Source organism: Leifsonia sp. Y862, assembly GCF_057669585.1.
This window is the reverse complement of sequence record NZ_JBYHFR010000001.1, coordinates 65,461-91,103: the sequence shown is the minus strand read 5'-3', so window position 1 is coordinate 91,103 and position 25,643 is coordinate 65,461. Positions and strand designations below refer to the sequence as shown.

General features: G+C 66.3%; 23 protein-coding genes. 9 read left to right on the top strand and 14 right to left on the bottom strand.

Annotated elements, in window-relative coordinates; genetic code table 11:
- Positions 1 to 55 precede the first annotated feature (55 nt).
- Complete coding sequence (gene budA, locus AC25Z0_RS00435; RefSeq protein WP_488131908.1) at positions 56 to 820, bottom strand: acetolactate decarboxylase; 765 nt, start codon at positions 818 to 820, stop codon at positions 56 to 58.
- A gap of 189 nt (positions 821 to 1,009) precedes the next feature.
- On the opposite strand from budA, the gene AC25Z0_RS00430 reads away from it, so the two are divergent.
- Positions 1,010 to 1,222 carry a hypothetical protein gene (locus tag AC25Z0_RS00430; protein ID WP_488120883.1) on the top strand — a complete coding sequence of 71 codons (213 nt, stop codon included), beginning with the start codon at positions 1,010 to 1,012 and terminating at the stop codon, positions 1,220 to 1,222.
- A 37-nt stretch (positions 1,223 to 1,259) separates the two neighbouring features.
- Here the strand turns inward: AC25Z0_RS00430 and AC25Z0_RS00425 are convergent, their stop codons facing one another.
- The 5 genes from AC25Z0_RS00425 to AC25Z0_RS00405 are packed head-to-tail and all read right to left on the bottom strand — an operon-like array spanning position 1,260 to position 7,712.
- Positions 1,260 to 2,540 carry a peptidase C39 family protein gene (locus AC25Z0_RS00425; protein WP_488131907.1) on the bottom strand — a complete coding sequence of 427 codons (1,281 nt, stop codon included), beginning with the start codon at positions 2,538 to 2,540 and terminating at the stop codon, positions 1,260 to 1,262.
- 4 nt (positions 2,541 to 2,544) lie between these two features.
- Positions 2,545 to 4,254 (bottom strand): ATP-binding cassette domain-containing protein, encoded by a 1,710-nt coding sequence (locus AC25Z0_RS00420; RefSeq protein WP_488131906.1) that lies wholly within the window; start codon positions 4,252 to 4,254, stop codon positions 2,545 to 2,547.
- On the bottom strand, positions 4,251 to 5,105 hold the full coding sequence (locus tag AC25Z0_RS00415; protein WP_488131905.1) for an ABC transporter permease: 855 nt from the start codon (positions 5,103 to 5,105) through the stop codon (positions 4,251 to 4,253). Before AC25Z0_RS00415 ends, AC25Z0_RS00420 begins: the two co-directional genes overlap by 4 nt.
- Positions 5,102 to 6,091 (bottom strand): ABC transporter permease, encoded by a 990-nt coding sequence (locus AC25Z0_RS00410; protein ID WP_488131904.1) that lies wholly within the window; start codon positions 6,089 to 6,091, stop codon positions 5,102 to 5,104. Before AC25Z0_RS00410 ends, AC25Z0_RS00415 begins: the two co-directional genes overlap by 4 nt.
- 10 nt (positions 6,092 to 6,101) lie before the next feature.
- Positions 6,102 to 7,712 (bottom strand): ABC transporter substrate-binding protein, encoded by a 1,611-nt coding sequence (locus tag AC25Z0_RS00405; protein ID WP_488131903.1) that lies wholly within the window; start codon positions 7,710 to 7,712, stop codon positions 6,102 to 6,104.
- Positions 7,713 to 7,907: 195 nt separating this feature from the next.
- Here AC25Z0_RS00405 and AC25Z0_RS00400 point away from each other — a divergent pair, with 195 nt between their 5' ends.
- The 5 genes from AC25Z0_RS00400 to AC25Z0_RS00380 all read left to right on the top strand — a co-directional run bounded on the left by AC25Z0_RS00400 (position 7,908) and on the right by AC25Z0_RS00380 (position 12,490).
- Positions 7,908 to 8,843, top strand: coding sequence for a LysR family transcriptional regulator (locus AC25Z0_RS00400; RefSeq protein WP_488131902.1), 936 nt, complete (start codon positions 7,908 to 7,910; stop codon positions 8,841 to 8,843).
- A 194-nt stretch (positions 8,844 to 9,037) separates the two neighbouring features.
- On the top strand, positions 9,038 to 10,174 hold the full coding sequence (locus AC25Z0_RS00395) for a PLP-dependent cysteine synthase family protein (protein WP_488131901.1): 1,137 nt from the start codon (positions 9,038 to 9,040) through the stop codon (positions 10,172 to 10,174).
- 42 nt (positions 10,175 to 10,216) lie between these two features.
- Complete coding sequence (locus AC25Z0_RS00390; protein WP_488120875.1) at positions 10,217 to 10,486, top strand: acylphosphatase; 270 nt, start codon at positions 10,217 to 10,219, stop codon at positions 10,484 to 10,486.
- Between the two features lie 175 nt (positions 10,487 to 10,661).
- Entirely contained in the window at positions 10,662 to 11,927 is a 1,266-nt protein-coding gene (locus AC25Z0_RS00385; protein ID WP_488131900.1) for an HNH endonuclease signature motif containing protein, read from the top strand.
- Positions 11,928 to 12,202: 275 nt separating this feature from the next.
- Complete coding sequence (locus AC25Z0_RS00380; protein ID WP_488131899.1) at positions 12,203 to 12,490, top strand: hypothetical protein; 288 nt, start codon at positions 12,203 to 12,205, stop codon at positions 12,488 to 12,490.
- Between the two features lie 452 nt (positions 12,491 to 12,942).
- Here the strand turns inward: AC25Z0_RS00380 and AC25Z0_RS00375 are convergent, their stop codons facing one another.
- The 7 genes from AC25Z0_RS00375 to AC25Z0_RS00345 form a co-directional block, all read right to left on the bottom strand.
- Positions 12,943 to 14,598 carry a DUF7059 domain-containing protein gene (locus tag AC25Z0_RS00375; RefSeq protein WP_488131898.1) on the bottom strand — a complete coding sequence of 552 codons (1,656 nt, stop codon included), beginning with the start codon at positions 14,596 to 14,598 and terminating at the stop codon, positions 12,943 to 12,945.
- A 214-nt stretch (positions 14,599 to 14,812) separates the two neighbouring features.
- Positions 14,813 to 16,306, bottom strand: coding sequence for an FAD-dependent oxidoreductase (locus tag AC25Z0_RS00370; RefSeq protein WP_488131897.1), 1,494 nt, complete (start codon positions 16,304 to 16,306; stop codon positions 14,813 to 14,815).
- Positions 16,275 to 17,183: a methyltransferase domain-containing protein gene (locus tag AC25Z0_RS00365; RefSeq protein WP_488131896.1), complete on the bottom strand. Its 909-nt coding sequence runs from the start codon at positions 17,181 to 17,183 to the stop codon at positions 16,275 to 16,277. Before AC25Z0_RS00365 ends, AC25Z0_RS00370 begins: the two co-directional genes overlap by 32 nt.
- A 3-nt stretch (positions 17,184 to 17,186) precedes the next feature.
- Complete coding sequence (locus AC25Z0_RS00360) at positions 17,187 to 18,704, bottom strand: type III polyketide synthase (protein ID WP_488120908.1); 1,518 nt, start codon at positions 18,702 to 18,704, stop codon at positions 17,187 to 17,189.
- Positions 18,701 to 19,531, bottom strand: a complete 831-nt coding sequence (locus AC25Z0_RS00355; RefSeq protein WP_488120868.1) for a phosphatase PAP2 family protein — start codon at positions 19,529 to 19,531, stop codon at positions 18,701 to 18,703. The genes AC25Z0_RS00360 and AC25Z0_RS00355 overlap by 4 nt, the downstream gene beginning before the upstream one ends.
- 86 nt (positions 19,532 to 19,617) lie before the next feature.
- Entirely contained in the window at positions 19,618 to 20,535 is a 918-nt protein-coding gene (locus tag AC25Z0_RS00350; protein ID WP_488120867.1) for an NADP-dependent oxidoreductase, read from the bottom strand.
- A 63-nt stretch (positions 20,536 to 20,598) separates the two neighbouring features.
- Positions 20,599 to 21,474: an NAD-dependent epimerase/dehydratase family protein gene (locus tag AC25Z0_RS00345; protein ID WP_488131895.1), complete on the bottom strand. Its 876-nt coding sequence runs from the start codon at positions 21,472 to 21,474 to the stop codon at positions 20,599 to 20,601.
- A 146-nt stretch (positions 21,475 to 21,620) separates the two neighbouring features.
- On the opposite strand from AC25Z0_RS00345, the gene AC25Z0_RS00340 reads away from it, so the two are divergent.
- From AC25Z0_RS00340 to AC25Z0_RS00330, 3 genes are all read left to right on the top strand, one after another.
- Positions 21,621 to 22,010, top strand: coding sequence for a winged helix-turn-helix transcriptional regulator (locus AC25Z0_RS00340; protein ID WP_488131894.1), 390 nt, complete (start codon positions 21,621 to 21,623; stop codon positions 22,008 to 22,010).
- A gap of 127 nt (positions 22,011 to 22,137) precedes the next feature.
- Entirely contained in the window at positions 22,138 to 22,584 is a 447-nt protein-coding gene (locus tag AC25Z0_RS00335; RefSeq protein ID WP_488120864.1) for an Hsp20/alpha crystallin family protein, read from the top strand.
- A 225-nt stretch (positions 22,585 to 22,809) separates the two neighbouring features.
- Positions 22,810 to 23,742, top strand: coding sequence for a phosphodiesterase (locus tag AC25Z0_RS00330; protein ID WP_488120907.1), 933 nt, complete (start codon positions 22,810 to 22,812; stop codon positions 23,740 to 23,742).
- On the opposite strand, the gene AC25Z0_RS00325 is transcribed toward AC25Z0_RS00330, so the two are convergent.
- Positions 23,723 to 25,564: a stealth family protein gene (locus AC25Z0_RS00325; protein WP_488131893.1), complete on the bottom strand. Its 1,842-nt coding sequence runs from the start codon at positions 25,562 to 25,564 to the stop codon at positions 23,723 to 23,725. The genes AC25Z0_RS00330 and AC25Z0_RS00325 overlap by 20 nt on opposite strands.
- Between the last annotated feature and the right edge of the window lie 79 nt (positions 25,565 to 25,643).

Below are 25,643 nucleotides of genomic sequence, written 5' to 3'. Positions count from 1 at the left end.
GACGCGCCACAACGGGCGCGCTGATCTAAGCGGCGTCCTCACCCACCAAAGAGCCCTAGCGGTGCATCTCCGTCTTCTGCAGCTGCGCGTCGAGGTCATCCGGCGCCAGGTTCGCCTCCTGGAACGCGGGTGTCATCGGCAGGCGCAGGTGCAGGTCGGTCGCCAGGCACAGCTCGGCCACCCCGCTGCGCAGCTTGAAGTCGAGCACATGACCGCCGCGATCGTGGGCATCGTCGATGAAGTGCGCGTGGCACCCCGGCACCGAGATTCCTGTCTCATACAGCGGGGTGCGGAACCCGACAACCGTGCCGCGCACATTGTCGAACTGGACGACGGCGTCGTCATCCGTTGCCTCGGTCATGGGCCGATATGGCTTGCTCTGCTTCACCACGGTGCGGGTGCGCACCCACTCGAAATCGCCGGTGATGCGCAGCGCATACATGTAGTTCTCCGACACCGTCATGTGATCGATGATCTCCGACGCCTCACTGCGCAGGCTGCCGGACGGCAATTCCCGACGGATGCCCGGCGCGAAGTTCGTGATGACGGCATACGGCGTGCGGGCACCAGGCTCTGGCGTGCTCACCGTGCCGTCGCTGCGGAGCTGGAAGCACTCGCCGTCGAGGATGATCATCTCGCCGTCGAGCGCATTGAAGGTTCCGATGCCGAAATCGCCGTGGGTGAGCAGCTCGGCGACAGTGAGCTCGTCGTCATACACGCCGTCGAGCAAGGCACTCATCACGCTCGTCTGGAAGATCTCGTGGCGGTGCAGCTGGGCTGGAGCGTGCGCGAGGACTTCGGGGCTGTCGGTTGTGCTCATGGCAACGCATCCTTCGATGAACGATTGTCCGGTTCGGTCGGTATCACGCTACGCCGGCCCGCTGTCTTCCTGCTGGGTGATGTGCGGTTCCTCATCAGGTGCTGCTGATACCGTGAGAGGCGCACAACACCGTGCATCGAACCTCGTTCGACCCCCAAGATTTCTAACCCCGATGGGATGCGCCACTTCGTGAAGCACTGGTCATTCGACACCTGCGCGATCGCCGGATTCGCCTTCAGCTCCCTCGCGGTTCTGCTACTCGTCGTCAACGCCATCGCGAGCATCGTGCCGGTGGAGATTCTGATTCCGGTCGCCGGCGTGCTGCTGCTGATCGGCGGCGCCTTCTCGGTGCGCGCCCACTTCATCCGCTACAACCAGTCGAAGTCGAAGAAACGGCGCTAAACGCCGACTGACTGATCACAAGTCCTCTCCCGCGCAGTTACCCGCGCGCGGCCGGAAGCACGATCAGCCCGCGATACTCAGACTCCGGGCTGCCATACCGAGCCATGGTGTCAACGTTCGCCAGCGACAGCGGCAGCTCGTGCGCATCCACCCAGGTCTCGCCGCCCTCTGCATCGATCCACGGGTCCTGCACCAGAACGTGTTCCCCGCGGATGCTGTGGGCCAACACCCAGTGCGGCGTCTCGTCGTCGTGCATGTAGCGCTCGTCGATGAGGAGCAGCACACCGTCGCCCGCTGCCAGGTGCACGGCGATCTGCTCGACGTCCACCCAGTCGCGGTGCACCGGAATGCCCAGCTGCATCGCCCGCTCCAGTGACTGCTGCTGCAGGAGGTCGCGCAGGCCGCTGGCCTCTGCCGCACCGAGTTCAAGCAAGATCGGCTCCGTGGTGCTGAGATGCACCTCCGGCTCCACGCCGGCATCGGCCGCGCGCAGCCGTTCGGTCATCGCCACGACGAGTCCGAGTGGTTCGCAGGCCGGGAAGTTGGTGGCCTGCCGCCACAGCGCCAGCTCGATGGCCGTGGCTTCCGACGCCGGCGCGCCGGTCAGCGGCGCGAGGCCCTGCCGCTCCAGCGCGGTGAGGCCAGCGACGGCCCCGCAGGTGAAGTCGGTGGTCTGCCCGTAGTACGGCAGCTCGGTGTGCGGCCACGCGTCGGTCAGGCGCACGAAACCGCGCACCCCGCCGAGCGTGCCAACGGATGACGCCAGCGGAGCCGCGAACTCCGTGAAGCCTGCCGCGGTGAGCTGGGCAACGAGGAGGTCAACGGTCGCTGCAGGGTGCCAGGGGTGCAGCTCGAACTTGAGAGACACGAGGGCGCGCGCGGCGGCATCCGCTGCAATGGCGGTGAGGAGTGTGCCGACGGCTGCGGAGGCTTCGGCTGCTGCTGCTGCGTTCGTCTCGCCCGCTTCGGCGTCTTGCCCTGCCGGCACGACGACATCGACGATCTTGCGGTAGGCGGTGTGCGGCCGGCCGGAGACGAGCGCCGCCGCCAGGATACGCTCGCCATCGCGAACCACCACGACCTCTGGGCGGTAGTAGGCGCGCGGAGTCTCCCAACCGGCCAACTGGGAGCCGGTGAGTAGCGCAGCGACCTCTGTCGGGATGCCCGCCGTCACGTCGACAACGTCGATCTCGTAGTTCGCGGCACTCTCGTAGCGAGCGGCCGCCTCGCTGGGCGCGACACTCACGGTGCCGGCTTCACTCTCGGTGCCGGATTCACTCGCGGTGCCGGATTCACTCGCGATGCTGATGGGAGTCATCGGGTTACTCGCTTTCTCGCCGGGCCGCGGCAACCAGCTGGCGGGTGTAGATGTCGGCGGGGAAGGTCAGCACGCTCGCGGTGTTTCCCCCTTCGACCACCCGGCCCTGGTTCATGACATAGATGCGGTCGCTGATCTGCCCGACAACGGCCAGGTCATGCGAAATGAACAGGATCGACAGGGTGAGCTTCTCGCGCAGGTCGACGAGGAGATCCAGGATCTGCGCCTGCACAGAGACGTCGAGCGCTGACACGCTCTCGTCGCAGATGAGCACGCGTGGCTCCGGTGCAAGCGCACGCGCAATGGCCACCCGCTGCCGCTGTCCCCCTGAGAGCCTGGCCGGTCGCCTCGTCGCCAGGGAACGGTCGAGCCCAACGGTGTCGAGAAGTGCGCCGACGTCGTCCTTGCCGCGCCCCGCGGCACGCAGCGCCTCCGCCAGGGTCTGCTCGACGGTCATCATCGGGTTGAGCGTCGAATACGGATCCTGGAAGACCATCTGGATCTGGGACGGCGTGCGGTGACGACGCCCGGCCGGCAGCTCAGCTGAATCAAAGACCATCTCTCCGGCATCGGGGCGCTCCAGCCCGGCAATGCAGCGAGCGAGCGTGCTCTTGCCAGAGCCGCTCTCCCCCACGATCGCCACGATCTCGCCCTGCTGCACGCGAACGGACACGTCGTCGAGGGCACGGTGCGATCCGTATGCCTTGGAGAGGTTGTGCACTGAGAGAAGCGAACCAGGGGTCTCGAGACGGCCGTGGCCGGTCTCCTCGACCAGCGGGAGTCCTACGTCAGCCTCGCGCCCCAGGTCGAGGTCATCCAGGCTCGGGTTCGCCGCGAGCAGTGCCTGCGTGTAGTGGTGGGCCGGGGTGGCGAGCACGGTGGCGGCGCTCCCCCGCTCCACGATCTCGCCCGATCGCATCACGAGCACGTCGTCGGCGCGACCCCTGACCAGACCGAGGTTGTGCGAGATGAGCAACATCGACATCCGGTGCTTGATCTGGAGGCTGCGCAGCAGGTCGAGCACTTCGCCCTGCCTTGAGGCGTCGAGTGCCGTGGTGGGTTCGTCGGCGATGAGCAGGTCGGCCTCGGTCGCCAGTGCGGCGGCGATGGCCACCCGCTGGCGCATGCCGCCGGAGAGTTCGTGCGGGTACATTCGGGCGACGCGCTCCGGCAGACTCACTTCGGCGAGCCGTTCCAGCACCTCGAGCTCAATCGCGCTGGCCACCGCTTCGCGCGTGCTTCCGGCGAACTCATCGCTCCTGGCCACCCGCGCCTCGATGCTCTCGCGAATCTGTGCGCCGCAGCGGTGCACCGGGCTGAGGCTGGTGAACGGGTCCTGCAGCAGGAGCACCGCGCGCACCCCGCGCACCTGCTTCCAGGTGGCAGCGGATGCCGGCAGCACGGCCCGAAAATCGGCAAACGACACCGACCCCGTCGCGCTGACATTGCCGGGAAGTAGTCCCATGATGGCCTTGGCCGTCATCGACTTGCCAGAGCCGGACTCCCCGATGATCGCCAGGCTCTGTCCGCGCTCGATGGTGAAGCTCGTGTCGTGCACGATGACGCCAGCGCCACTCGTGACGCGCAGGTTCTGTACAGCTACGCCAGTGAAGCCTGGTCGGGAGACGGCGGCGGCAGCGGCATCCGCTTCAGTCACTGCTTCAGCTTCAGCTACAGCCTCGGCCACAGCCTCAGGCACGATCTCGGCGCTCATCGCGCTCCCCTCTGGGTGATGACCTTGCCGAGCCAGTCGCCCACGAGGTTGATGGAGCAGGCGACGAGGATGATGAGCAGCGATGGCACGACGACAGCGGCCGGATTGTCGAGCATGATGGCGCGGCCGTCGGCGATCTGGCGGCCCCAGTCGGCCGTGCCCGGTCGCACGCCAACGCCGAGGAACGACAACGACGACAGCGTCACGAGGGCGATCGAGGTGTTGAGCAGCAGGTTGGTGATGATGAGTGGCGCAACGTTCGGGATGATGTGGCGGAACATGATCCGCCAGCGCGACAGCGACAGCATCAGCGCCGCCTCGACGTAGGGCAGCGGAGCCTGCTCCAGCACGCCGGCCCGAACGATGCGCACGTCTGACGGGCTGAACAGCAGCACGAGCAGTAGCACGGTCATCCAGTAGCCGCTGCCGAAGATGCCGGCGACCACGATGGCCAGCAGCATCACGGGCAGCGCCATCACGAGGTCGACGCCGCGGCCGATGGCGAAATCGAGCGGGCCGCGGTGGTAGCCGGCGATGGTGCCGAGCACGATGCCGATGCCCATCGAGCCGAGCGCGATGCAGAACGGGCCGACGAGCGCCGACGCGGTTCCGGCGATGGTGAGCTGCAGGATGTCGCGGCCGAGTTCGTCGGTGCCGAGCAGGTGGCCTGGACTGCCGGGCGGCAGCAGTGAGTCGAGGATGCTTTGGGCTGTGGCATCCGCTGCAATCACCGGAGTGAGCACAATGGCCAGCACGCACAGGGCGAGGATGACGACGGAGACGGCGAGGCTGCCGGGCATGCGGCGCCCGGCACCCGCGATGCGACGCTGAATAACCATGGGGGTGCTCATCGGCTGAGCTCCTTCGCTCGCACGCGCGGATCAAGCAGCAGGTAACTGAGGTCGACGAGCAGGGTGATCACGGCGATCACGACGGCGATCAGCAGCGTGAGCGCCTGCACCACGGCGATGTCTTTATAGAGAACGGATGACTGCAGCAGCGTTCCAAGGCCCGGCAGCGCGAAGATCGTCTCCACCAGGATCGTGCCGCCGACCAGGTACGTGAGCACCAGACCGGCACCCGTCGTGATGGGGATGGCTGCGTTCCGCAGCGCCAGCGCGTGGATCCGCCGCTCTGGCAGGCCGCGCGCCCTGGCGAAGATGATGTAGTCAGACTCGAGCTCGCGCAGCATGGCCGTGCGGGTGAGGCGCATCAGGATCGCGCCCAGCCCGATCGCCAGCGCGATGGCCGGCAGCACAAGGTGGTACAGGGTGTCGAGCGGCCCGCCGTCGCCGCTGCCGTAGACCGGGAACAGCGGCAGATAGTAGGCGAAACCGTAGAGCAGCAGCAGGCCGATGGCGAACGACGGAGCGCTCAGCCCGACGAGCGAGACCGTCGTCGCCGACTTGTCGAGTGCGCCATCTGGCCGCACCGCGCTCAGCACGCCGAGCGGCACGGCCACGATCACGCCGACGACGAACGACAGCAGGCAGAGCGCGAGCGTGAGCCCGATGCGCGACGAAATGACGTCCGCAACGGGCGCCTGCATCCGCACAGACTCACCGAAGTTGCCGCTGAGCGCCTGCGTCAGCCAGTGCCAGTACTGCAGGTAGAGCGGGTCGTCGAGGTGATACTGGGCTCGAATCGACGCGATCACCTCAGCGGATGCCGGCCGACCGGTCAGGTTCTTCACCAAGTCGCCGGGGGCCAGATACAACAGCCCGAAGACCAGAATCGAGATGACGAACAAAATGGCGACCGTGCCCAGCACGCGCAGCACAAGCATCCGTGCAAGGGGGGCTCCCCACGGTACGTGCGTCTGGGTGGTCGTCATCATGCTGCTGCGCTTACTTGCCGGCGAAGAGCGCGGTCGGCCAGGACGACAAGAAGGCGAACGGGGTGACGGCGTCCATGCCGAGCGTGGACGAGAACGCGGTTGCGGACTGTCCCCACCAGAGCGGAACGTTGACGATGTCGGTCGCCTGCTGCGTTTCGGCCTCGATCAGCAGGCCGACACGGGCCGCCGGGTCCTGCTCAACGCGCTGTGCGGTCAGCAGAGCCTGCACGTCGGCGTTGTTGTACTTCGACAGGTTCTCCGGGCCGAGGAGGTATTCCGGAACCTCGGCAGAGTCACCGGTGGTCGAGAAGTACCACATGAAGCTGACGCCGTGCTCGCCGTCGCCGAGAGTGGCCAGCCATTCCTCGATCGGCACCTCGCGCACGTCGAGGGTCACGCCAATGTCCTTGAGGTTCTCGGCCAGAGCCTGGGCCGCGGTGCCGAGCTGGGGACCGGTGGACGGGTAGGTGATCTCCGCGGTGAAACCGTCGGCGTGATCGGAGGCGGCGAGCGCCGCCTTGGCCTTCTTGAGGTCGAAGTCGTACTGCGGAATCTCGGCCAGCTTGGCACGGGCTTCGTCGGCGCCGTATGCCTTGCTCAGGGATTCTGGCGTCATGATCGCAGTGGCGACTTCGCCGTGACCGCGCAGCAGGCTGGCCACCGTCGACTTCTTGTCGACGCTGTACGCGATCGCCTCGCGCACCTTCGGGTCGTCGAACGGTGCCACGTTGAGGTCGAAGTTCAGACCGACGTAGGAGAGGTCGTTGGCGTACTCGACGCGGAGGCTGTCGAGGGACTCCCACTGCTTCACCGAGGTGAGCGGAACGTTGAACGCCACATCGACGTCGCCCTTCTGCGCCGCGAGGAATCGGGTGTTGTCGTCGGGGATGAACGAAATGTTGATGGTCTTCACTCGGGGCAGCTCGCCCCACCAGGTGTCGACGCGCTCCAGGGTGACGTGCGAATCCGGCGCGAACTCGGTGACCTGGTACGGCCCCGTGCCGAGGGTTAGGGCTTCGGCGGTGCCGACCTTGCCGTCGTTGGCTTCCCAGAAGCTCTTCTCCGTGACGAAGAGGGCGCCTGCCACGCTCAGGTTGGTGAGGAAGGCGGCGTTCGGAGCGCTCAGCGTGACCGTCACCTGGTGCTCGCCGGTCACCGCTGCGGAGGTGATGTCCGAGAGGTAATACGACAGGCCAGGCGAGGTCGTTTCATCCTGTGCCTGCTCGATGCTGAAGACCACGTCTTCGGCGGTGAGCGGGTCGCCGTTCTGGAATTTCGCGTCGTGACGCAATTCGTAGACGTAGGTGACGTCATCCGGTTGGGTCCAGCTCTCAGCGAGCGCTGGCACCACGGTGCCATCGGCGTCGAGGCCGACGAGGCCCTCCTGCGAGATCGCAGCGACGTAGTAGTTCAGGATGCCGGCTTCCTGGCCCACATACAGATTGCTGAGTGACCCGGGCAGCGCAACGGTGATTGCGTCGATCTCGGCCCCGGTGTCCACCAGGTCGGCCGTGTTCGAAGAGCTGCTGCTGGCCGGCGCGCATGCAGAGAGCAATAGTGCTGCGGCGCCCAGCAGCGCCGTGGCGACGACCGTGCGACCGGCAGTTCTTGTCCTGATCATGAAGGATTCCATCCTGGTGGTGGTCAAAAAATGGCGGGCAACGCCCGCACGCGTTCTCGAGCTTCCTGGTTGACTCACTGATCACCATCGACCGAATGTGGTCAACCATCGCAAAGAGCCACTATTCGAACAATAGCTAAAAACTTTGCTCCGGCATTCACTCCGCTTATATCCGCGCCCGCCTACACTGCAGTGATGATCGAAATCAAGCATCTGCAACTGTTGCAGGCACTGGCCTCGGCGGGCAGCTTGTCGGGCGCCGCGCGCGAACTGGGCTATTCGCAACCTGCCGTAACACAGCAGCTGCAGAAGCTTGAGGCAGATCTCGGCACTCCGCTGCTCACCCGCACGACCAAGGGTGTGCACCTCACCAGCGCCGGCGAGGTGCTCGTGCGGCACGGGGCATCCGTTCTCTCGACCATGTCGCTGGCGAGGGCCGAAGTTGAGGCTGTCGCAGGGCTGCGCTCAGGGCAGGTGCGCGTCACCTCGTTCGCCAGCGCAGCGGCAACCCTGCTGCCTGGCGCGTTCGCCGCCGTCTCGCAGGCCCATCCAGGGCTCTCGTTCACCCTCGTTGAAGCGCTGCCGGGCCGCTCGCTCGAGGTGCTCCGCGACGGCGACTGCGACCTGGCTGTCGTCTACCACTATTCCTCCGGCAGCTCGCTTGATGAACCAGAACCGACCGTCTTCGCCGACGAGGTGAGCACCGATCTGCTCGAAGAGAACGTCTATGTGGCGCTCCCCCGCTCGCACCCGGCCAGCACCAAGACCAGGGTCACCCTGAACGATCTCCGCGACGACCGCTGGATCGCCGGCTGCCCCTCGTGCCGCGGCAACCTCGTCAACTCGTGCGAGTTGGCCGGCTTCGAGCCAGACATCGGTTTCGAAACGGATGACTACGTCGCCCTGCAGAGGCTCGTTGCCGCCGGCCTCGGGGTCGCGATGGTGACGGATCTGATGCTGGCCGCAGCCCGCCCCGACTCCGACATGCTGCTGCGGAAGCTCTCCCCTGCGCCGCTCCGCACCGTGCGCGTGGTGTCGTCGCACTCGCTGATGCGGGTGCCGGGCGTGCGGCAGACCATCGACGCGCTGCGCACCGCTGCCCGCGGTCTTGAGCTGGCCACCGTCGTCTGAGCGATTTCCCGGCCATAAGCAATTCTTATGAGTTGCGAAAGAAGTTGGCCGTTGTTCTAATAGCGAGCATTTGGCATCGTTGACAGCAGTCCCGGGAAACATCGACTCGGAGAAGACTGGTCTGTGACGAACCGGTACCCGCTGCGGTATCCGCTGCGGTATCGGAATGTCGAGCCGGAAGGAACTGCTCCACCATGCTCTCCGATACTCACCTCTGGGTGACAGAGGCCCTCCGAAAACTCGATGCTGATGCGGCTGGCACCGCGGGTGGTACGGCGGCTGGCACCGCGCGGGCTGCCGCTTTCTCAGGCGAAGCTCCCGCCCTCCCCGAGACCCCGCTGCGCGTCTTCCCCCTCCCCGCCTCCTGGGGTATCGACCTCTATTTGAAAGACGAGTCGGCGCATCCAACGGGTTCATTGAAGCACCGCCTCGCGCACTCCCTGCTCACCTTCGCCCTCGTCAACGGTGACCTCGACCAGAACACGACGCTGGTCGAAGCATCCAGTGGCTCCACCGCCGTGTCTGAGGCGTACTTCGCCCAGCTGCTCGGGCTCGATTTCGTGGCCGTTGTTCCCGCGACCACCAGCCCGTCGAAGCTCGCGCTCATCGAGCAGTACGGCGGCACCTGCTTGCTCATCGCTGACCCGAATGACGTCTACGCGGAGGCAGAACGCCTGGGCGCGCGGGACGGCTGGTTCTATTTGGATCAATTCACCAACGCATCCGTTGTCACCGATTGGCGCCGCAACAACATCGGCTCTGCGATCTTCGACCAGCTGGCCGGCGAGCGCTTCCCTGAACCACGCTGGATTGTGGTTGGGGCTGGCACCGGCGGCACGAGCGCCACGATCGGCCGGCACTGCCAGTACCGTAAGGCGCGCACGCGAGTCGTGGTCGTCGATCCAGAGGGCTCGGTCTTTGCGAGGGCGTGGGCAGAGCGGTGTCGTGACATCACCGGTATCGCCTCACGCATCGAAGGCATCGGGCGCCCGCGGGTGGAGCCGTCGTTCATTCCCGCCGTGATCGATGAGGTCTTGGAGGTGCCGGATGCCGGATCCATCGCCGCCATGCGCCTGCTGGCCGACGTGATGGGCATTCAAGCCGGCGGATCGACGGGCACCAACCTGTATGGATCGTTCCAGCTGATTGAGCGGATGCTCGCCGCCGGCGAGACCGGAAGCGTCGTCACCCTGATCTGCGACGGCGGCGACCGCTACCTCGATTCGTACTATTCGGACGACTGGGTCGCAGCCAGGGGCTTCGACCTCGCTCCTCCCACCGCGCAGTTGCGGTCGTTCCTGGCGTCGGGAACGTTCTCGGCGGCAGAGTAGCGCAGGCAGCCCCGCGTGGCAGAAGCGGAGCACAATGGGTGGGTGATCAGACGACATGTGATTGTGCATGGCCAGGTTCAGGGCGTGGGTTTTCGGTACACGACCAAGCAACGGGCCGTGCGCCTCGGCCTCTCCGGATACGCGCGCAACCTGCCAGACGGAACCGTCGAGATCGAGATCGAGGGCACGGAACCTGCGGTCGCGGCGATGCTGGAGTGGCTCGACGGTGGCCCGCAGGCCGCGGAGGTCTCGTCACTGGTCGTGACAGAGCTGGAGCCGACCGACCAGGCAGGGTTCGACGTTCGCGCCTGATCCCTTCCGTTGGTCGAGGAGCGAGCGCCAGCGAGCGTCTCGAGACCCCCCTGCCCGGTGCGCGACAGGCTCCTCCACAGGGCGTCGCTCCTGGCACTTATCCACAGCAGAATCGCAGATCAGAGTCGATTTCTGCCACCTTAGAGTGTCGGTGGTGCCGAGGATAATTCAGGACATGAACCCCCTTCTGAAACAACTCGGAATAGAAGTCGACGAGGTCGCCAGGTTCGACCGCCTCCTCGCCACGACCGCCGCGGCACGAGCCGTCGCAATCGACCGGGCTCGTATGACCAGCGAGTCCCTGACTACCGCCCCAATCACAGTGCCGTTGGCTGAACAGGCCTGGGCCAACGAACGCGTGCTGGTGACCGAACTGGCCTGCGCGTTGCGTATCCCTGAACGCACGATGGAAACGATGATCGCGGTCAGCCGCATCCTCGTGCACGAGCTGCCCGCGACGCTGAGTGTGTTGCAGACCGGGGAGATCAGCTACCGGCACGCCAGCACCCTCGTGGACCAGACGGCGGGGCTCTCCCCGGAGCACACGGCAGCGCTCGAAGCGGCGGTACTGCCCGACGCCGGCCGGCTCACCGTGTCGAAGTTCGCGCAGAAGACCCGCAGGGTGCGGGAACGACTCAACGCCGAATCGATCACGATCCGGCACGAGCGCAGCGTCGCAGACCGGGCGATCTTCTTCGAACCGGCCCGCGACGGCATGTGCTGGGTCAATGCATTCCTTCCGGCGGCGCAGGGTCAGGCGATCGTCACCCGGGCGACCAAATTCGCGATGAGCCTGCAGGGCCCAGACGAATCCCGCACGCTGACGCAGCTGAAGGCCGACGCGTTCGCCGATCTGGTGCTCGACGCCGACGGCGGTACCCGCGGCATCAAAGCCGACGTCGTCCTCCTAGTTCCGGCGCTGACACTCCTCGGCCGAAGCGACGAGCCCGCCGTGCTGGAAGGTTACGGGCCGATCGACCTCGACGCCGCCAAAGAACTTGTCGGCGACGCGACGAGCTTCCTTCGCATCCTCACCCATCCAGAGTCCGGTGCGTTCCTCTCCGTCGGGCGGGACCGCTACCGGCCACCCGCCGATCTCCGCACGGTGTTGCAGCTACGGGACGCAACCTGCCGGTTCCCCGGGTGCAACCGGGCGGCCAGACAGTCCGACCTCGACCACACGGTCCCGTTCAAAGAGAACGGCCAGCGAGGCGAGACCGACCTCACGAACATGGCCTGCCTCTGCGCGAAGAACCACCGTGACAAACACGAGATCGGCTGGCAAGTCAGCCAGAACGACGACGGCATCCTGCACTGGACATCACCAACCGGCCACAACTACGACACCGAACCCGAGCATCAGATCGGGATAGGAACTCCGGCCGAACCAGCAGCTGTGATCGTCACGGCCGAACTGGACACGAGCATCCCGCCGTTCTAGACCCATCGCTTGTTGCCCACCTGGATAAATGGCTGCGGCCCGGCCGCCTCCTCACCGACAAAGGAGGGCACCGAAGAAGGAGGGCACCGACGAAGAGGGCACCGACGAAGAGGGCACCGAAAAGGAGGGCGCCGGCGCGCTTTCTACCGTCTGGTCCAGCGATGAATCCCTGTAACCGCTCGTAATATCGGATGAACAATTGGTGTGGAATCCGCTGGATTGAGTATTCGGAGGTGCGGCCCTCGGTAGGCTGAGGCCACCTGAGGGGGGAACTGATGGATACTGGCGTTCGGATTCTGGTCAGTGCACCCATCTCTGCGATGGGGTTCTCCGGAGTGGTCGGCGAATTCGCGGGGTCGGTGCTGAGCGCGGTCGCCCTTGCTGTTGCGCTTGTCGTCATCTTCCTCGTCTATCGACTCGCCTCCACTTGGATTGTCACTCGCGCGTGGAATCGAGCGGCCCGCCGACAGAAGCGCGCGGACTTGTACGTTCGGGAGTCCCTCCTGTGGGACGGGTACAGTGATTCTGACGTTGACGATGCCATCGAGCACTCGCGCAGCTGAACTGACCTGAGCCGAATTGGAATGAACTGAGCGCTGGTTTCGTGCTCACGCGTGGCGCCGAATGTTCCCGTCCAACGCTATGACGCTCGTGCGCAAGGACTATTTGCATCGGCGTCGCGGGCGACGTGACTCTTCCGCAGCCCGATCAGCTCATCGGTTTCGAGCGGTGTCGAACCGCTGGCGCGGCATGGTGGAACACGTGAATGCTTGTTTCGGCGCGCAGCTAAGTCTGGGCGCGCGATATTCACTCAGGCGCGTGCTTTATCGCGCGCCTGAGGGAATACCCCGCGCCCAGCCCGAAGTCACGAAGGCCGTTTGCCTAACGGACACTACCGCCCGCCGCCTGCCGCCCGCCGCCCGCCGCCCGCCGCCTGCCGCCTGCCGCCTGCCGCCTGCCGCCTGCCGCGATGGTTCCTCAACTACGAACCCGCTCCGTCGCGGGTCGCTACCGACTACTCGGTCGGCGGACGCAGGAACCCGTCATCGATCAGATCGCGGAGGCGCGGCAGCAGATCGTCAGCCAGCGCATCCTCATCGACCTCGAGTAGCTGGGCGAGCGCACCGATGATGGCGCCGACGCTGAGGTCACCGTCGCACGCACCGATCAAGGCGGCGAGGGCGGTGTCGAGCGGAACCGACCGACCGAATCCGGCGCCCTGGTGGAGGGTCATCAGCGTGGGGTCATCGTTGCCCGGCCAGTAGTGGCGCTCCTCGGTGACATCGGGTGCGACCGTGAGGTGCGCGTGTGACAGGGCGGCGTCATCCGTTGCAGCCTGCCAGTCGCGTGCAGCCAGGCAGTCGGCCAGGTACGCGCCGAGGCCGGAGGAGTTCTGCCCGAGCGAGCCGTGCAGGCGCTCGAGGCGGCGGAACGGCGCGGCAACGGATGCTGCCGCCGACGCCGCTGCCGGTGCCCGCAGCAACATGTAGCCGAAGCCGACCTTGGCGACGTCGCGCGCGGCGAAGTCGTCGAGCCAGGCGTTGTACAGCCGGTCGAAGTCGGGGGTGTCTGGGCGGGTGCCGCCGTCGCGAATCCAGGTCTCTGCATACTCGGTCGGGAGCTCGACTTCGCGTTCGATGATCCACGCGTCGAGGTTCCCAGACTCCGGGCGATCGAGCCAGGCCGTCATCCGGTCGAAGGCGTCGACATCCGTTCGGTACTCCCAATTGCCGAGCAGCTGGGCGACGCCGCCTGGCGTCAAATGGTCGGCCGCGCCGGTGACGACAGCCTCGACGATCGCATCGCCAACCAGGCCGCCGTCGCGGTACTCGTAGCTCGGCACACCCTCGGTGCGCGGGGTGATGACGAACGGCGGGTTCGAGATGATGTGGTCGAAACGCTCCCCCGCGACCGGCTCGAATAGGCTGCCGAGCCGGAATTCGATGTTCGTGATGCCGTTCAGCTGCGCATTCAACGCGGCCAGCTCGAGCGCGCGCTCCGAGATATCGGTGGCGACGACCCGGTCGGCGTGGCGGGCAGCGTGCATGGCCTGGATGCCGCATCCGGTACCAAGATCGAGTGCCGATTCAACGGATGTCGGCAGCACCAGCCCAGCCAGGGTGAGCGATGCGCCACCAACCCCAAGTACGTGGTTCTCGCCGAGCTCGTGGCCGAGCGCGAGCTCGCCGAGGTCGGAGGCGATCCACCAGCTGCCGGCACCGTGCGCGTCGATGAAGCTGTACGGGCGGAGGTCGAGCAGCGGGCGGAGGAGCGCGTTGTCGTCGTCGGTGCTGACGACGCTGTCGGCACGACCGGCGCTGTCGGTGCTGTCGGTGCTGTCGGTGCTGTCGGTGCTGTCGGTGCTGTCATTCTCAGCGGATGCGACGAGCCCCAGTTCCACGGCCCCTGCGACGCCGAGCGATGGCAGGGCGGCGGCGAGGTCGCCGCGGGTGACCGGACGCGCCAGCACGAACAGCTGCGCAAGCGTGGCAGACCGCTCTGGGCGGCCCAGTTTCTGCCGGAGGGCGGCGAGCGCACGCTGGGCAGGGACCCGCTGATTGCGGTGGAGCGCGGCATCCGCTTCAACACCCCACAGCCCGGTCAGGGCGGTCACGGAATAGTTGGCGGCGGTCAGGTCAGCGCGCAGGAGGTCGATCAGTGGAACAGTCACGTATCCATTCTTCTGCACCCGGCGCCACCGCGCGCACCGGACGTGGCGGCCAGCGCTGGCGTCGCGCGGACTGCATCCGCGTTGAGCGCGCCCGTTGTGGCTGAATGCGCCCGCTGTGGCGGGCGCGACTCCCCAGAACGGGCGCGGTCACGGGCGCGGTGACGGACCCCGCGGCTGGGAAAGGCGCCTGCGCCAGCGCGCCAGCTTCAGCCCCTCACAGCCAGCGCATCGTGAAGGCCCTTGCCAGCACAGCGTCGGCGGGCGGAACCGCCAGCATCCGCACGAGCCCGTTGCGCGCCCGCAGCTGCAGACCGTCGCTCGGACGCCCCATCGCCATATTGAACCCGGCCTGCCGCATCGCCATTCGCGCCTTGGCCCGCCGATGCCGGTCGTAACTCCGGAGTGCAGCCACGTCATCGGCCGCACCCATGCTGCCCGCACCCATGCTGCCCGCACCGGCCGCGCCATCCGCACCACGCGCACTGCCCGCACCGACTGCACCACCACTGCCGCCACCACCGCCGCCGCCCGCAGCAGCACCAGCACCGCGCCCGCCGGCATCCTCACGCACTCCCTGCTCCAGTGCCGGCGCCAACTCCACCGCGTCGAGCCAGCCCAGGTTCATGCCTTGCCCGCCGATCGGACTGATCTCGTGCGCCGCATCCCCCACCAGCACCGTGCGTCCGGACACCATCCGCTCGGCCAGCCGTTGCCGCGCTGTGAACGCGCTTGGGGCATCCGTCGTCTGCGGTACCGCGATGCCAGTACGCGAGCGGATGATGCCAGCCAGCTCAGCGGCGCTCGCCCCGGCCTGCAGTCCATCCGTGAGCGCCACCCACCGTCGACGGCCGCCGGGAAGAGGCAGCGACTCCACCACCCCGCCCCGCTCGAAGTAGAGCACGGCGACCGACTCGAACGCGGCATCCGCCGGAAAATCGGCCATTAGGTACGTTTCGCTCCGGCCATACTCCTGCCAGCGGATGCCGGCCGCGGTGCGCACCGAGCTGCGTGCGCCATCCGCTGCGACGATGAACCGGGCCTCCAGGGTGTCCACCGCGTGCGATGCAGTGTCACCGGCCGCGGCCCCGGCACCAGCCCCGGCTATGGCTCCGGCTGCGGCCCCGGCGGTGGCTCCGGTACTAGCTCGATCACCAGCTCCGGCGGCGGTTCCGGCGCCAGATCTGTCACCAGCCCCGACAGCGGATGCCTCACCAGCCCCGGCCACCGGCTCAAGCGCCCCCGCCTCAGGCGCCACCACCTGCTCAAGTGTCACCGCCACCCGGTCTGGCAGTGTTCTGATCGCCGCCGCACGCACTCCCCTGCGCAGCGCACCGGGCTGCAACGCCTCGAGCCGGGCAGCCAGCAACTCCTCTGTGACATGCTGCGGCAACGACGCCACGAACTGATGCTCCGTCGGCAGCCGTTCAAACGACAGGGCGCCGAGCCGTGCACCGCCGCTCCAGACCTCGCCGTTCCGAATCCGAGCGGCATCGGCCAGTACCTCATCGAGCACGCCGGCCTCCCGCAACGCAACCAGCGACGGCGGATGTATGCCGATCGCCCGCGACAATCTGGCCGGCGCCTCCCGCTGCTCGACGACCTGAATGTCGAGGCCACGCCCAGCCAGCAGGCAGGCCAGCAGCATCCCGACGGGGCCGCCGCCCACGATGATGACGTCACGCATGAGGTGCGCCGCTGTCCAGCTCACGCTCCGCGCCGTGCTGCGTGCCGCCCAGCTCACGCTCCGTGTCATGCTGCGTGACGTCCACCGTGCCACGCTCCGTGGCATGCACCGGGTCACGCTCAATGCGGTCGGGCGACCAGCGCAGCACCAGCCGGGACGGCACCTCGCGCGTCACGCGCCAGCCACTCCCGATACCGCCACCGCTGCCACCGAGACGACTCCCGTCCCGCTCGCCGCCACCACCGCCCACACCCGCCGCAACGCGCAATCCCGCGCGCAGCTCGTGCGCCGTGTAGCTGCGCCTGATCGACGTGAGTCCGTCCTCACGAATAAACGAGTTCCGAAACAGCGGCCAGGTGCCGAGCCCGAATCCGAGGTACCCCCACAGGCTGCGCTCGATGTCGGAGTGCAGCACCTGTCGGCGGCAGAGCAGCTCCGAGTCGAGCATCAGCGCGCCCAGCTGCCTGGCACTCAGGTGGTGCAACACGTGGTTCGAGATCACGAAGTCGAAGCGTTCACCCCGCGCCACAAGGTCAGAGCTGAGCTCCTGGCGAAAGCTGAGCCCCGGCATAGTGGGCTGGCTGGTCGCGAAGTCGTGCGCCCTGGCATCCGGGTCGATGGCGACGATGGTCAGCCGCAGCCGATCACGCATCGCCCAGCGAGCCAGCGCCCGCGCCACATCGCCACCGCCCGTACCGATATCGAGCAGCGTGCTCTGGTATTTCGCAGACAGGGACGGACGGATGTCGCGCACGTACATCCGCCGCCACCCCGACAGCACGGCATTGATGTAGCGGAAGTTCTCGTAGGTGTTCCGCAGGCGTTCAGGGTCACAGTCCGGCGAATCCATGACCTCTTCGATGTCGTCGGCCCGCAGTCCGAGCGACGGAATCCCCCGCACGCCTTACCCGACGATGACGGTCATCAACGCGCTCTCGACGGTCAGCCCCGGGCCGAATGCCATCGCGCACATGCGATCGCCCTCGACGGTGTCGTCACTCTCGAGGATCGCTTTCATCACGAACAGCACGGTGGCGCTCGACATGTTTCCCCAGGTGCGGAGCACCTCCCGGGCCGGCACCAGTTGCTCAGCGCTCAGCCCCAGCTTCGCCTCTGTCTTGTCGAGGATGCTGCGTCCGCCTGGGTGGATGGCCCAGTGCGCGATCGCCCTGTCTAACGGCTGTTCCAGTGTCGCCGTCTGCCGCTCGCCGGCCGAGGGAGAGCGGAGCGCGGCATCGGCATCCGCTGCCATTGACAGGCTGCCAGGGGACGCAATCGCCCCCGGGGTTTCGCCCAGCACCTCACGCAGCAGCGCCGTGACCGCCAGGTCTGCCGTCGCCTCGCCGTTCGGGGACAGCGCGCCGACATCCGCTCTGCTGGCACCAGAGTCGAGGCTCGCGCCGAGCTCACTCTGCCCCTCGTCACCGACCCGGCCGTCGTCACCGACCCGGCCGCCGTCGCCGTTCCGCAGGGCGTCAGCGAAGACGCACAGCTCCTCGTCCTGGGCGAGCAGCGGCGCGAGCGCACCCTCGATGTGTTCGTCGATGATGTGCGGCACGTACGAGCTCAACACCATTTCGAAGCCGGCATCACCGATCTTCCACGCCATCGACTCCTCACCGACCGGCGTGATCACCGTCGAGAAATGGTCGAGCGTGAACGCCTTCTCCCCCGCAACCGGATGCCGGCCACTCACGATCGCTGCCCCAGCGCCGTCGCCGAACAGCGACGAGGCGACGATGGTGTCTGGATCGTTCGAGGTGCGAAGGTGCAGCGAACACAACTCGGCGCTGACGACCAGCACCACGGCGTTCGGGTCGGCCTCGACGAACTGCTTGGCTGTGCGGAGGGCCGGCATCGAGGCGTAGCAGCCCATGAAACCCAAGTGGTAGCGCTGGGTGGCCGGATTCAGGCCCAGCTCGCGCACCAGCATGAAGTCGGGTCCAGGAGCGTAGAAGCCCGTGCACGACACCGTCACCACGTGCGTGATGTCGGCGGCCTCCACGCCGGGGCACGCCTCGAGTGCGAGCCGCCCCGCCTCCACGAACAGCTTCGTCGCCTCGGTGATGTACAGCTCATTGCGCGCGCCGGTGCCCGGCACCAGCAACCGCCGCGTCTCCGGATCGAAGAACTGCGGCTCATGGTCACCCGCCTGGGCATCGAGCGTGAGCTCTTCGATCACCGTTCGCCGGGTATCGATACCCGACATATTGAACGAGGTGGTGACCAGCCGTTGGGCAAGCCGACTGAGATCAGGCTGCGCGGCGAACACGTCGCGTACCTGGTCCTGCACGAGAATTGTGGGAGGGACAGCAGTCTGCAGCCCTCTGAGCGTGACGACCATAGGGCCAGTGTTACACGCGACTTCCCGGGATGGTAGACCTGCCCCGCAACCGGCCTGCGGCGGAAAGGTCGGGGTCAGGGCAAGCGCGAGAACGTGCGGACGGCCATCGCTGCGAGCGAGAACCCCACTGCGATGATGGCTGCGACCCCGCCGATGTACGCGATGACGGTGTTCGGGTCGTCTTTGGCCGAGTTGACCAGCGTCAGCACGAACGCAATCACCGTGACCACCAGGAACGGCCCGATGAGCCAGATGAGCAACGCGATTGGTCGCGCAGCACGCACCGGCGCCCGCCCAGGAACCAGGACAGCCAACAGGAATCCCGCCGCGCACCCCCAGAACGCCACGACGAGAAGCGCCGCGATCACGTCGCTCGGCCGATGCCACTGATTGGCCAGCGTCGACACCCCCGCGACGACGGTATAGGCGGCGCCGAGTCCGGCCACTGCCGGCCTCGTTCGAGCGCTTGACACCAGGAAAACAGCGAGAGCGGATGCCGCGGCAACCGTCGTATGCCCCGAAGGGAATGAGTTGTCGGCGAAGCCCTCAACACCGAAGTCCGGCCGGCTGAGAATCGCGTACTTCAGGATCTGCGTGGTGGCGGCAGCCGCTGCAGCCGCAGAAAGCGCGACGACCAGGGTGATCCAGTTGCGTCTGACCAGGGCAATAACGATGGTGAGCACGAAGCCGACGATGCCCGAAATTGCCGGCAGCGCATCGAGAATGCGCCGCGTGAACGGGGTGACGCTGCGCCAGCCGAAATCAGCGCCGTTGTAGGCGAGCTGGTCGATGAGCTGCCCGGCCTCCGTGCGCACGAAATAGACGTAGAGCACGATGAAAGCGGCAACGAGGCAAACGGCGGCGACCAGGTAACGTCCCGGCGAGTTCGTCTGGTTCTGGCGCACCCTTCAACCTTTGCACACCGAAATCGGTGATCGAGCCACCAGCCTCCAGCGGCGGCCCAGACCAGGCCCAGTCAGACCAGGCCCAGTCAGACCAAGCCCAGAACGACCTTGCCCCGCAAATGTCCGCCGATCAGGTGCGCGTACGCATCTTTCACGCGTTCTAACGGATAGACGCTGTCGATGGGGAACACGAGATCGCCCGCCGCGATGAGTTCCGCCACCTTCTCCAGTTCGCTCACGCCGGCCTGTGCGCCGCCGACACCCTGGATTCCGGCATCCGTTCGATGGCCGCGCGCAGCGATGGTGTTGATGCGGTGCCCTGGCACGCCGAGCTTGAGTGCCGCGTCGATGCTGGAAGGGCCGTTGTTGTCGAGGGCCGCCGTGACGTGCGGCGCGACGGCGCGAATGCGGTCGACCATGCCCTCGCCATAGGCGACAGGAATGATGCCGAGGCCGCGCAGAAAGTCGTGGTTGGCCTCGCTCGCCGTGCCGATGACGGTGGCGCCGGTGCGCTTTGCGAGTTGTGCAGCCAGCACGCCGACGCCGCCGGCCGCCGCGCTGACGAGCACGGTGTCGGCGGAGGTGAGTCCGAGCGAGCGCACGGTCGCCCATGCCGTTCTACCGACGATATCGAGTGCGCCGGCCTCGTCCATGCCGAGCGCCGGGGGCTTGCGAACGACCTGGTCGGCGTCGATGACGAGGTAGTCGGCCTGGGCGAACATCCGCTTGCCCCCCAGCACCTCGTCACCAAGGTCGAAATCGACAACGCCTGTGCCGATCTCATCGATCACTCCGGCGAAGTCATTTCCGTTACCGCACGGAGGCTCAGCGTGATAGGCGGCAGCCGTTGGCCCGCCGCGAAAGATCTTCCAGTCCACCGGGTTCAGGCCGGCAGAGTGAACGCTCACGCGCACTTCTCCTGGCGCAGGCGACGGCGGATCGTCATGCACGATGTGCAAGACCTCAGTGCCACCGAATTCGTCAAACCGCACGTAGCGAGCCATGCCGACAGCCTAGGCAGTGCTTTGTGCTTCGGCTAGGGCAGCCGGCACCGCGACGGCGAACGACTAGAGAGCCACCGGCGCGGCCACGCTCAATTCGGCTATGAGCGATGGTGCTGCCGGCCGCCAGCCGAGTTGTTGCCTGGCCGCGTCTCCCCTGGCCTGCTGGTCGAGCAACAGGGCGTCGGCGAACGCGCCTCCCAACCGCGCGCGGGTGGCATCGGCGCTCTCTGGCACGATCTCGCCCGTTGGCCCGACGACGGCACGTCCGAGTTCCCGCACCGTCGGATTCTCACCGCTTGCGCCGACGAACCGCGTGTTGCCAGGTGATGTCTCAAGCGCCCGCACGTACAGGTCGGCGAGGTCGTCGACGTGCACTGTCGCCCAGTGCTGGTCTCCGCTACCAACCAGCGTGAGCGCGCCGCTCTGCGTGCGTGGTGCGTCGCGGATGATGCTGATCGGGATGCCACCGCCGTTCCCGTAGACGATGGCCGGCGACACCACGCTGGCTCTCACAGCGGATGCGAGGACTCGCGCTTCCCGTGCAGCTCGCCACTGTGTCAGTGCTGGCGGATCGAGGGGGCTGTCTTCGGTGATGGCCGCGTTGTCGCCCCATGACCAGATGCCACCCGTGTGGACGTACGGTTTTCCGGTGCCACCGAAAGCTGAGATCACCGCGTTCAGGATGGCGTCGTCAAACGCTGCGGCGCTGCCCTCCGCGGGGGCTGCAGCGTGAATGGCCCCGTCGACCTCACGCAAGCGGGCGACCAGCCACGCCTCATCCGTCACATCGTGCACGAGCGCCGTCGCCCCATCGGACGCGACTCTTTGGGCTGCCCCGTCGCTGCGCACGACGGCCGTGACAGTGTGTCCGCTCTGCTGGAGCCGTCGAAGAACCGCCGAGCCGATGTAGCCGGTGGCACCGGTGAGAAGAATATTCATGCCTGCATCCGTTCTGATTGTCGTTGTGGTGTTGATTCGTTGTGCTGTTGACCACTTTCGCCAATAGTATGAATTAGATACTGGATACTTCAACGGAAGTCGGTTACCCCTTGGATAGCATCGCGATCCCGAATGACACAGGCGCCGTGTCATACGACGCCCTCAAGCCGTCATGTCCGAGCCGCGTGATCCTCGGTCGCATCGGCGACAAGTGGACTCTCCAGGTCTTGCTCTCGCTGAACACGGGGGTGAAGCGCTTTTCGCAGCTCAAGAACGACATCGGCGTCGTGACACCGAAGGTTCTCACCGAGACGCTGCGCGCGTTGGAGCGCGACGGCCTGCTCAGCCGGGAAGTGTTCGCCCAGGTTCCCCCGCGCGTCGAGTACACCCTGACACCGCTCGGGATCTCACTGCTCGAACCCGTCCAGGCGATTCGAGTGTGGGCCGAAGCCAACGTGGAGCAGATTCTGGCGGCGCGCGAGCAGTCCGACGACGCTGGCCAGGCCGCAGCCTTGCGTTCGCTCAAAGCCAACTGAGAATTCGTCGTGTCCGTTGGCAGGCATCCGGCACCGGTGTTTAATTGTCAATAGTTGAGTCCCCTCGACTCAAGTTATTGACATGCGATTGAGAATCGGGTCTCGACCCGGAGCTAGGGAGTAGACAATGGCGAACTTTGACCCACTACGCGACATCGACCGTTTCGCGGGCGCACTGCTCGACAACCGACTTGGGCCGCGCCGGATGCCCATGGACCTGTACCGCGACGGCGATGTTTACCTGTTGAACGCCGACATGCCCGGCATCGATCCTGGTTCGGTGGACATCGATGTCGACGGTCAGCTCCTCACCATTCGTGCAGAGCGCACGCTCGCCAACCACGAGGGCGTCAAGTGGATCACGCGCGAGCGCCAGGCCGGATCCTTCCTGCGCCAGCTCCAACTCGGCGAAGGCGTCGATGTTGAGCGGATCAGCGCCAGCTACGCCAACGGAGTGCTGAGCGTCACCATCCCGGTCAGCGAACGGGCGAAGCCGCGCAAGGTGAAGGTGACGACCTCAAGCAGCGAGGGCGCGCTCTCGGTCGGCGAGAACAAGCCGCAGTCCGCCGAGTAGCCAGCACCGCTTTGCCAGCACCGCGAAAGCGCACTGTGTGTCGATCTGACATTGTCAGACAGACACACAGTGCGCTTTCGTGTGACGCACACAGTGCAGCAGGCGTACAGGCGCACTGCGCGTGGCGTACACCGGATGTTCAACTACCCGTGTTCGAATATCGGCAGTACCGTTAGTGCATCCGCGCAGAGTGTGCACGTGACAACGAATGGAATCTTCGTGAGCATGCGAACGGCCGAATACCCCAGGCCGGACCACTTTCTCATCCACCTCAGTGATACGCACCTTCTTGCAGGGGGCAATCGCCTCTACAACACGGTGGACAGCACGCGACACCTGGTTGAACTCTTCGCCGCTGTCGAATCATCTGGGAGCCGCCCAGAGGCGATCATCTTCACCGGTGATCTTGCCGATCGCGGCGAGCCAGGCGCATACGACGAACTACGAGCGATCGTCGACCCCGTTGCCAAACGCCTCGGCGCCCAGGTGATCTGGGTGATGGGAAACCACGACGACCGCGCCGCGTTCCGCACCGGGCTGCTCGACCAGGGGCCGACGACAACCCCCGTCGACAGCGTCACAGAGATCAACGGCCTGCGCATCATCACGCTCGACTCGACTGTTCCTGGCGCGCACCACGGCGAGGTCACGCCTGCCCAGCTCGAGTGGCTCGATGACGTGCTTGCCGTTCCAGCGATCGACGGTTCCATCCTGGTCATGCACCACCCGCCGATCCCGAGCGTGCTCGACCTGGCGGTGTCCGTCGAACTGCGCGATCAGGGCCCGCTCGCCCAGGTGCTGCGAGGAACGGATGTCCGCAGCATCCTGGCCGGACATCTCCACTACTCGTCCACTGCGACCTTCGCGGGAATCCCCGTGTCCGTGGCATCCGCCACCTGCTACACCCAGGATCTCACCGTGCCCGTCGGCGGCACCCGCGGTCGCGACGGTGGCCGCGCGTTCAACCTGGTGCATGTGTACCCCGACACGGTGCTGCACTCTGTGGTTCCGCTCGGCAGCTACGAGGCTCTCGACTACATCGACGCAGACGAGAGCACTCGCCGACTGGCGGCATCCGGAATTCAGATCCTGCCGGCCGGATCGGTCCCGGTTTTCCGGGAGCCGCCGATGACCCGGCCTATCCCTGTATTGCGCTGATCGGCAGTGAACTGACCGGCGTCGAATCGCTGGCCGCCGTGCCCGCTACGGTGCCCGCTGCGGGCTCGCTGGCGCCACGAGAGTCGTCACTGGCCAGGCCAGGTGCGCTCACGCCATCGGCAAACCCGCTCGCACTGGACTGTTCCACATGCTCCCATGGGGCAGGGAACGGGAAGTAGCGGTCGAGGAAGCTCGTGACTGCCTCGCGGCGCACCTCGTCGGAGATTTCGGGGAAGCTGCCGTCGTTCAGGCAGAACATGTCCTGGTCGCGCCGCTTCCGCAAACGATCCATCTGGTGCAGTGCACGCTTCAGCGTCGTTTCAACGTAGAGCGAGCGAGCCTGGGTCTGCGCGACGGCGCGCCCGGTCATGAGCCCGTAGTAGTGGTACAGCGAGTTCGTCACCGAGATGTCGGTGGACGACCTGAACCGGCTGGCCGCCGTGCGGGCGAAGTCCTCGGGGAACTCGGCCTCCAGCTCGCGCATCACACTCTTCCGCATGGGAGCTGCCGTGTGCTCCAGGTGCCGGGTGGTCACCTTGCCGAAACGCTCATGCAGCAGTGCGCGGTTGACGCGCGCAGCGTTTTCGAAACCACTGCGCTCCGGCTGGTTCTCGCCGAGGCCGATGCGCGTTGACGCTTCGATGAACTTGGAGATGCCGCCGGGAGAGAAGAACAGGTCTGGCCCGATCGGACGACCGAAGAACATGTCGTCGTTCGAGTAGAGGAAGTGCTCCGCCAGGCCGGGGATGTTGTGCAGCTGGCTCTCCACGGCGTGCGAGTTGTGCGTTGGGAGCACGCTCGGATCGGCGAAGAACTCTTCGCTGCGCATGATGGTGACCCGCGGGTGGTCGGCCAGCCATGCCGGTGCTGGCGAGTCCGTCGCGATGAAGATTCGACGGATCCACGGCGCGAACAGGTACACGCTGCGCAGCGCGTACTTCAGCTCGTCGATCTGACGGAAGCGAGCGTCGGAGTCGTCACCCTCTCCCACTACGTATGCCTGCATCCGCTTGGCGCGTTCGCGCTGGAAATCGCTGGATGACCCGTCGACCCAGGAGAAGACGAGGTCGATGTCGAAGCTGACGTCGCTGGCGAGGTCGTCGAACATGCTCTGGAAGGTGCGCCACGTTCGACCGTGCAGGTCGATCGTGGTCTCGCGGGCCTCTGAGCGAGGCAGCCGGAGCCGCATCAGCGCGTTCTCGACGGGGGCGATGATCTCGTCTTCGCCAAAGCGCCACAGTTCAAATTGGAAGGCGGTGTCCGCGCCGTAGCGCAGGCGACCGATCGGCTCGATCCGGGGGCGATACACCCGGAAGACGTTGGCTGAACGGTACGTGAGCAGCCCGTCGTCGGCGAGGAGGGCCGATCCGGTGTCGTCGGTGTGCGTGTCACCGTTCGGCTCGATGGTGACCGGACGCACGTAGAACGGCTCGTTGGCGAACTCCTCGGCGAGCACGCGGGTGATCTTCTTGCGCGCTGACCGATTGACGGCGATGACCAGCCGGCCGCCGTCGCCCCTGACGAGCAGGAATTCGATGCCGGCACGCGTCAGCGCGTCGTGTACGGCAACCAGGTCACTGACCATCGACTCGTGTGGCGTGAAATGCCCCTGCGACAGGGTGATCTCACCCTTCCGCACGACGACATCGTCTCGATCGAACCGGCGAGTTCTGGCATCCGTTGCCACCAGCACAAGTTCCGGTTCACGACTGAGGGACAGTACCGGGATCGCAGCTGTGTCAGTGCTCGCAGCATCAGCCTTGCGGAAGCCGTCGCCGTCGCCCTGAGGCGAGATGTCGTCTGATCGATCGATGGGTGCCATGGTCCTCCTGGAAGTGGAATCACGTGAGTAGGGCACAGTGTTCTGTGCCGAAGAATGTGCGTTCGATGGTGAACGTCGG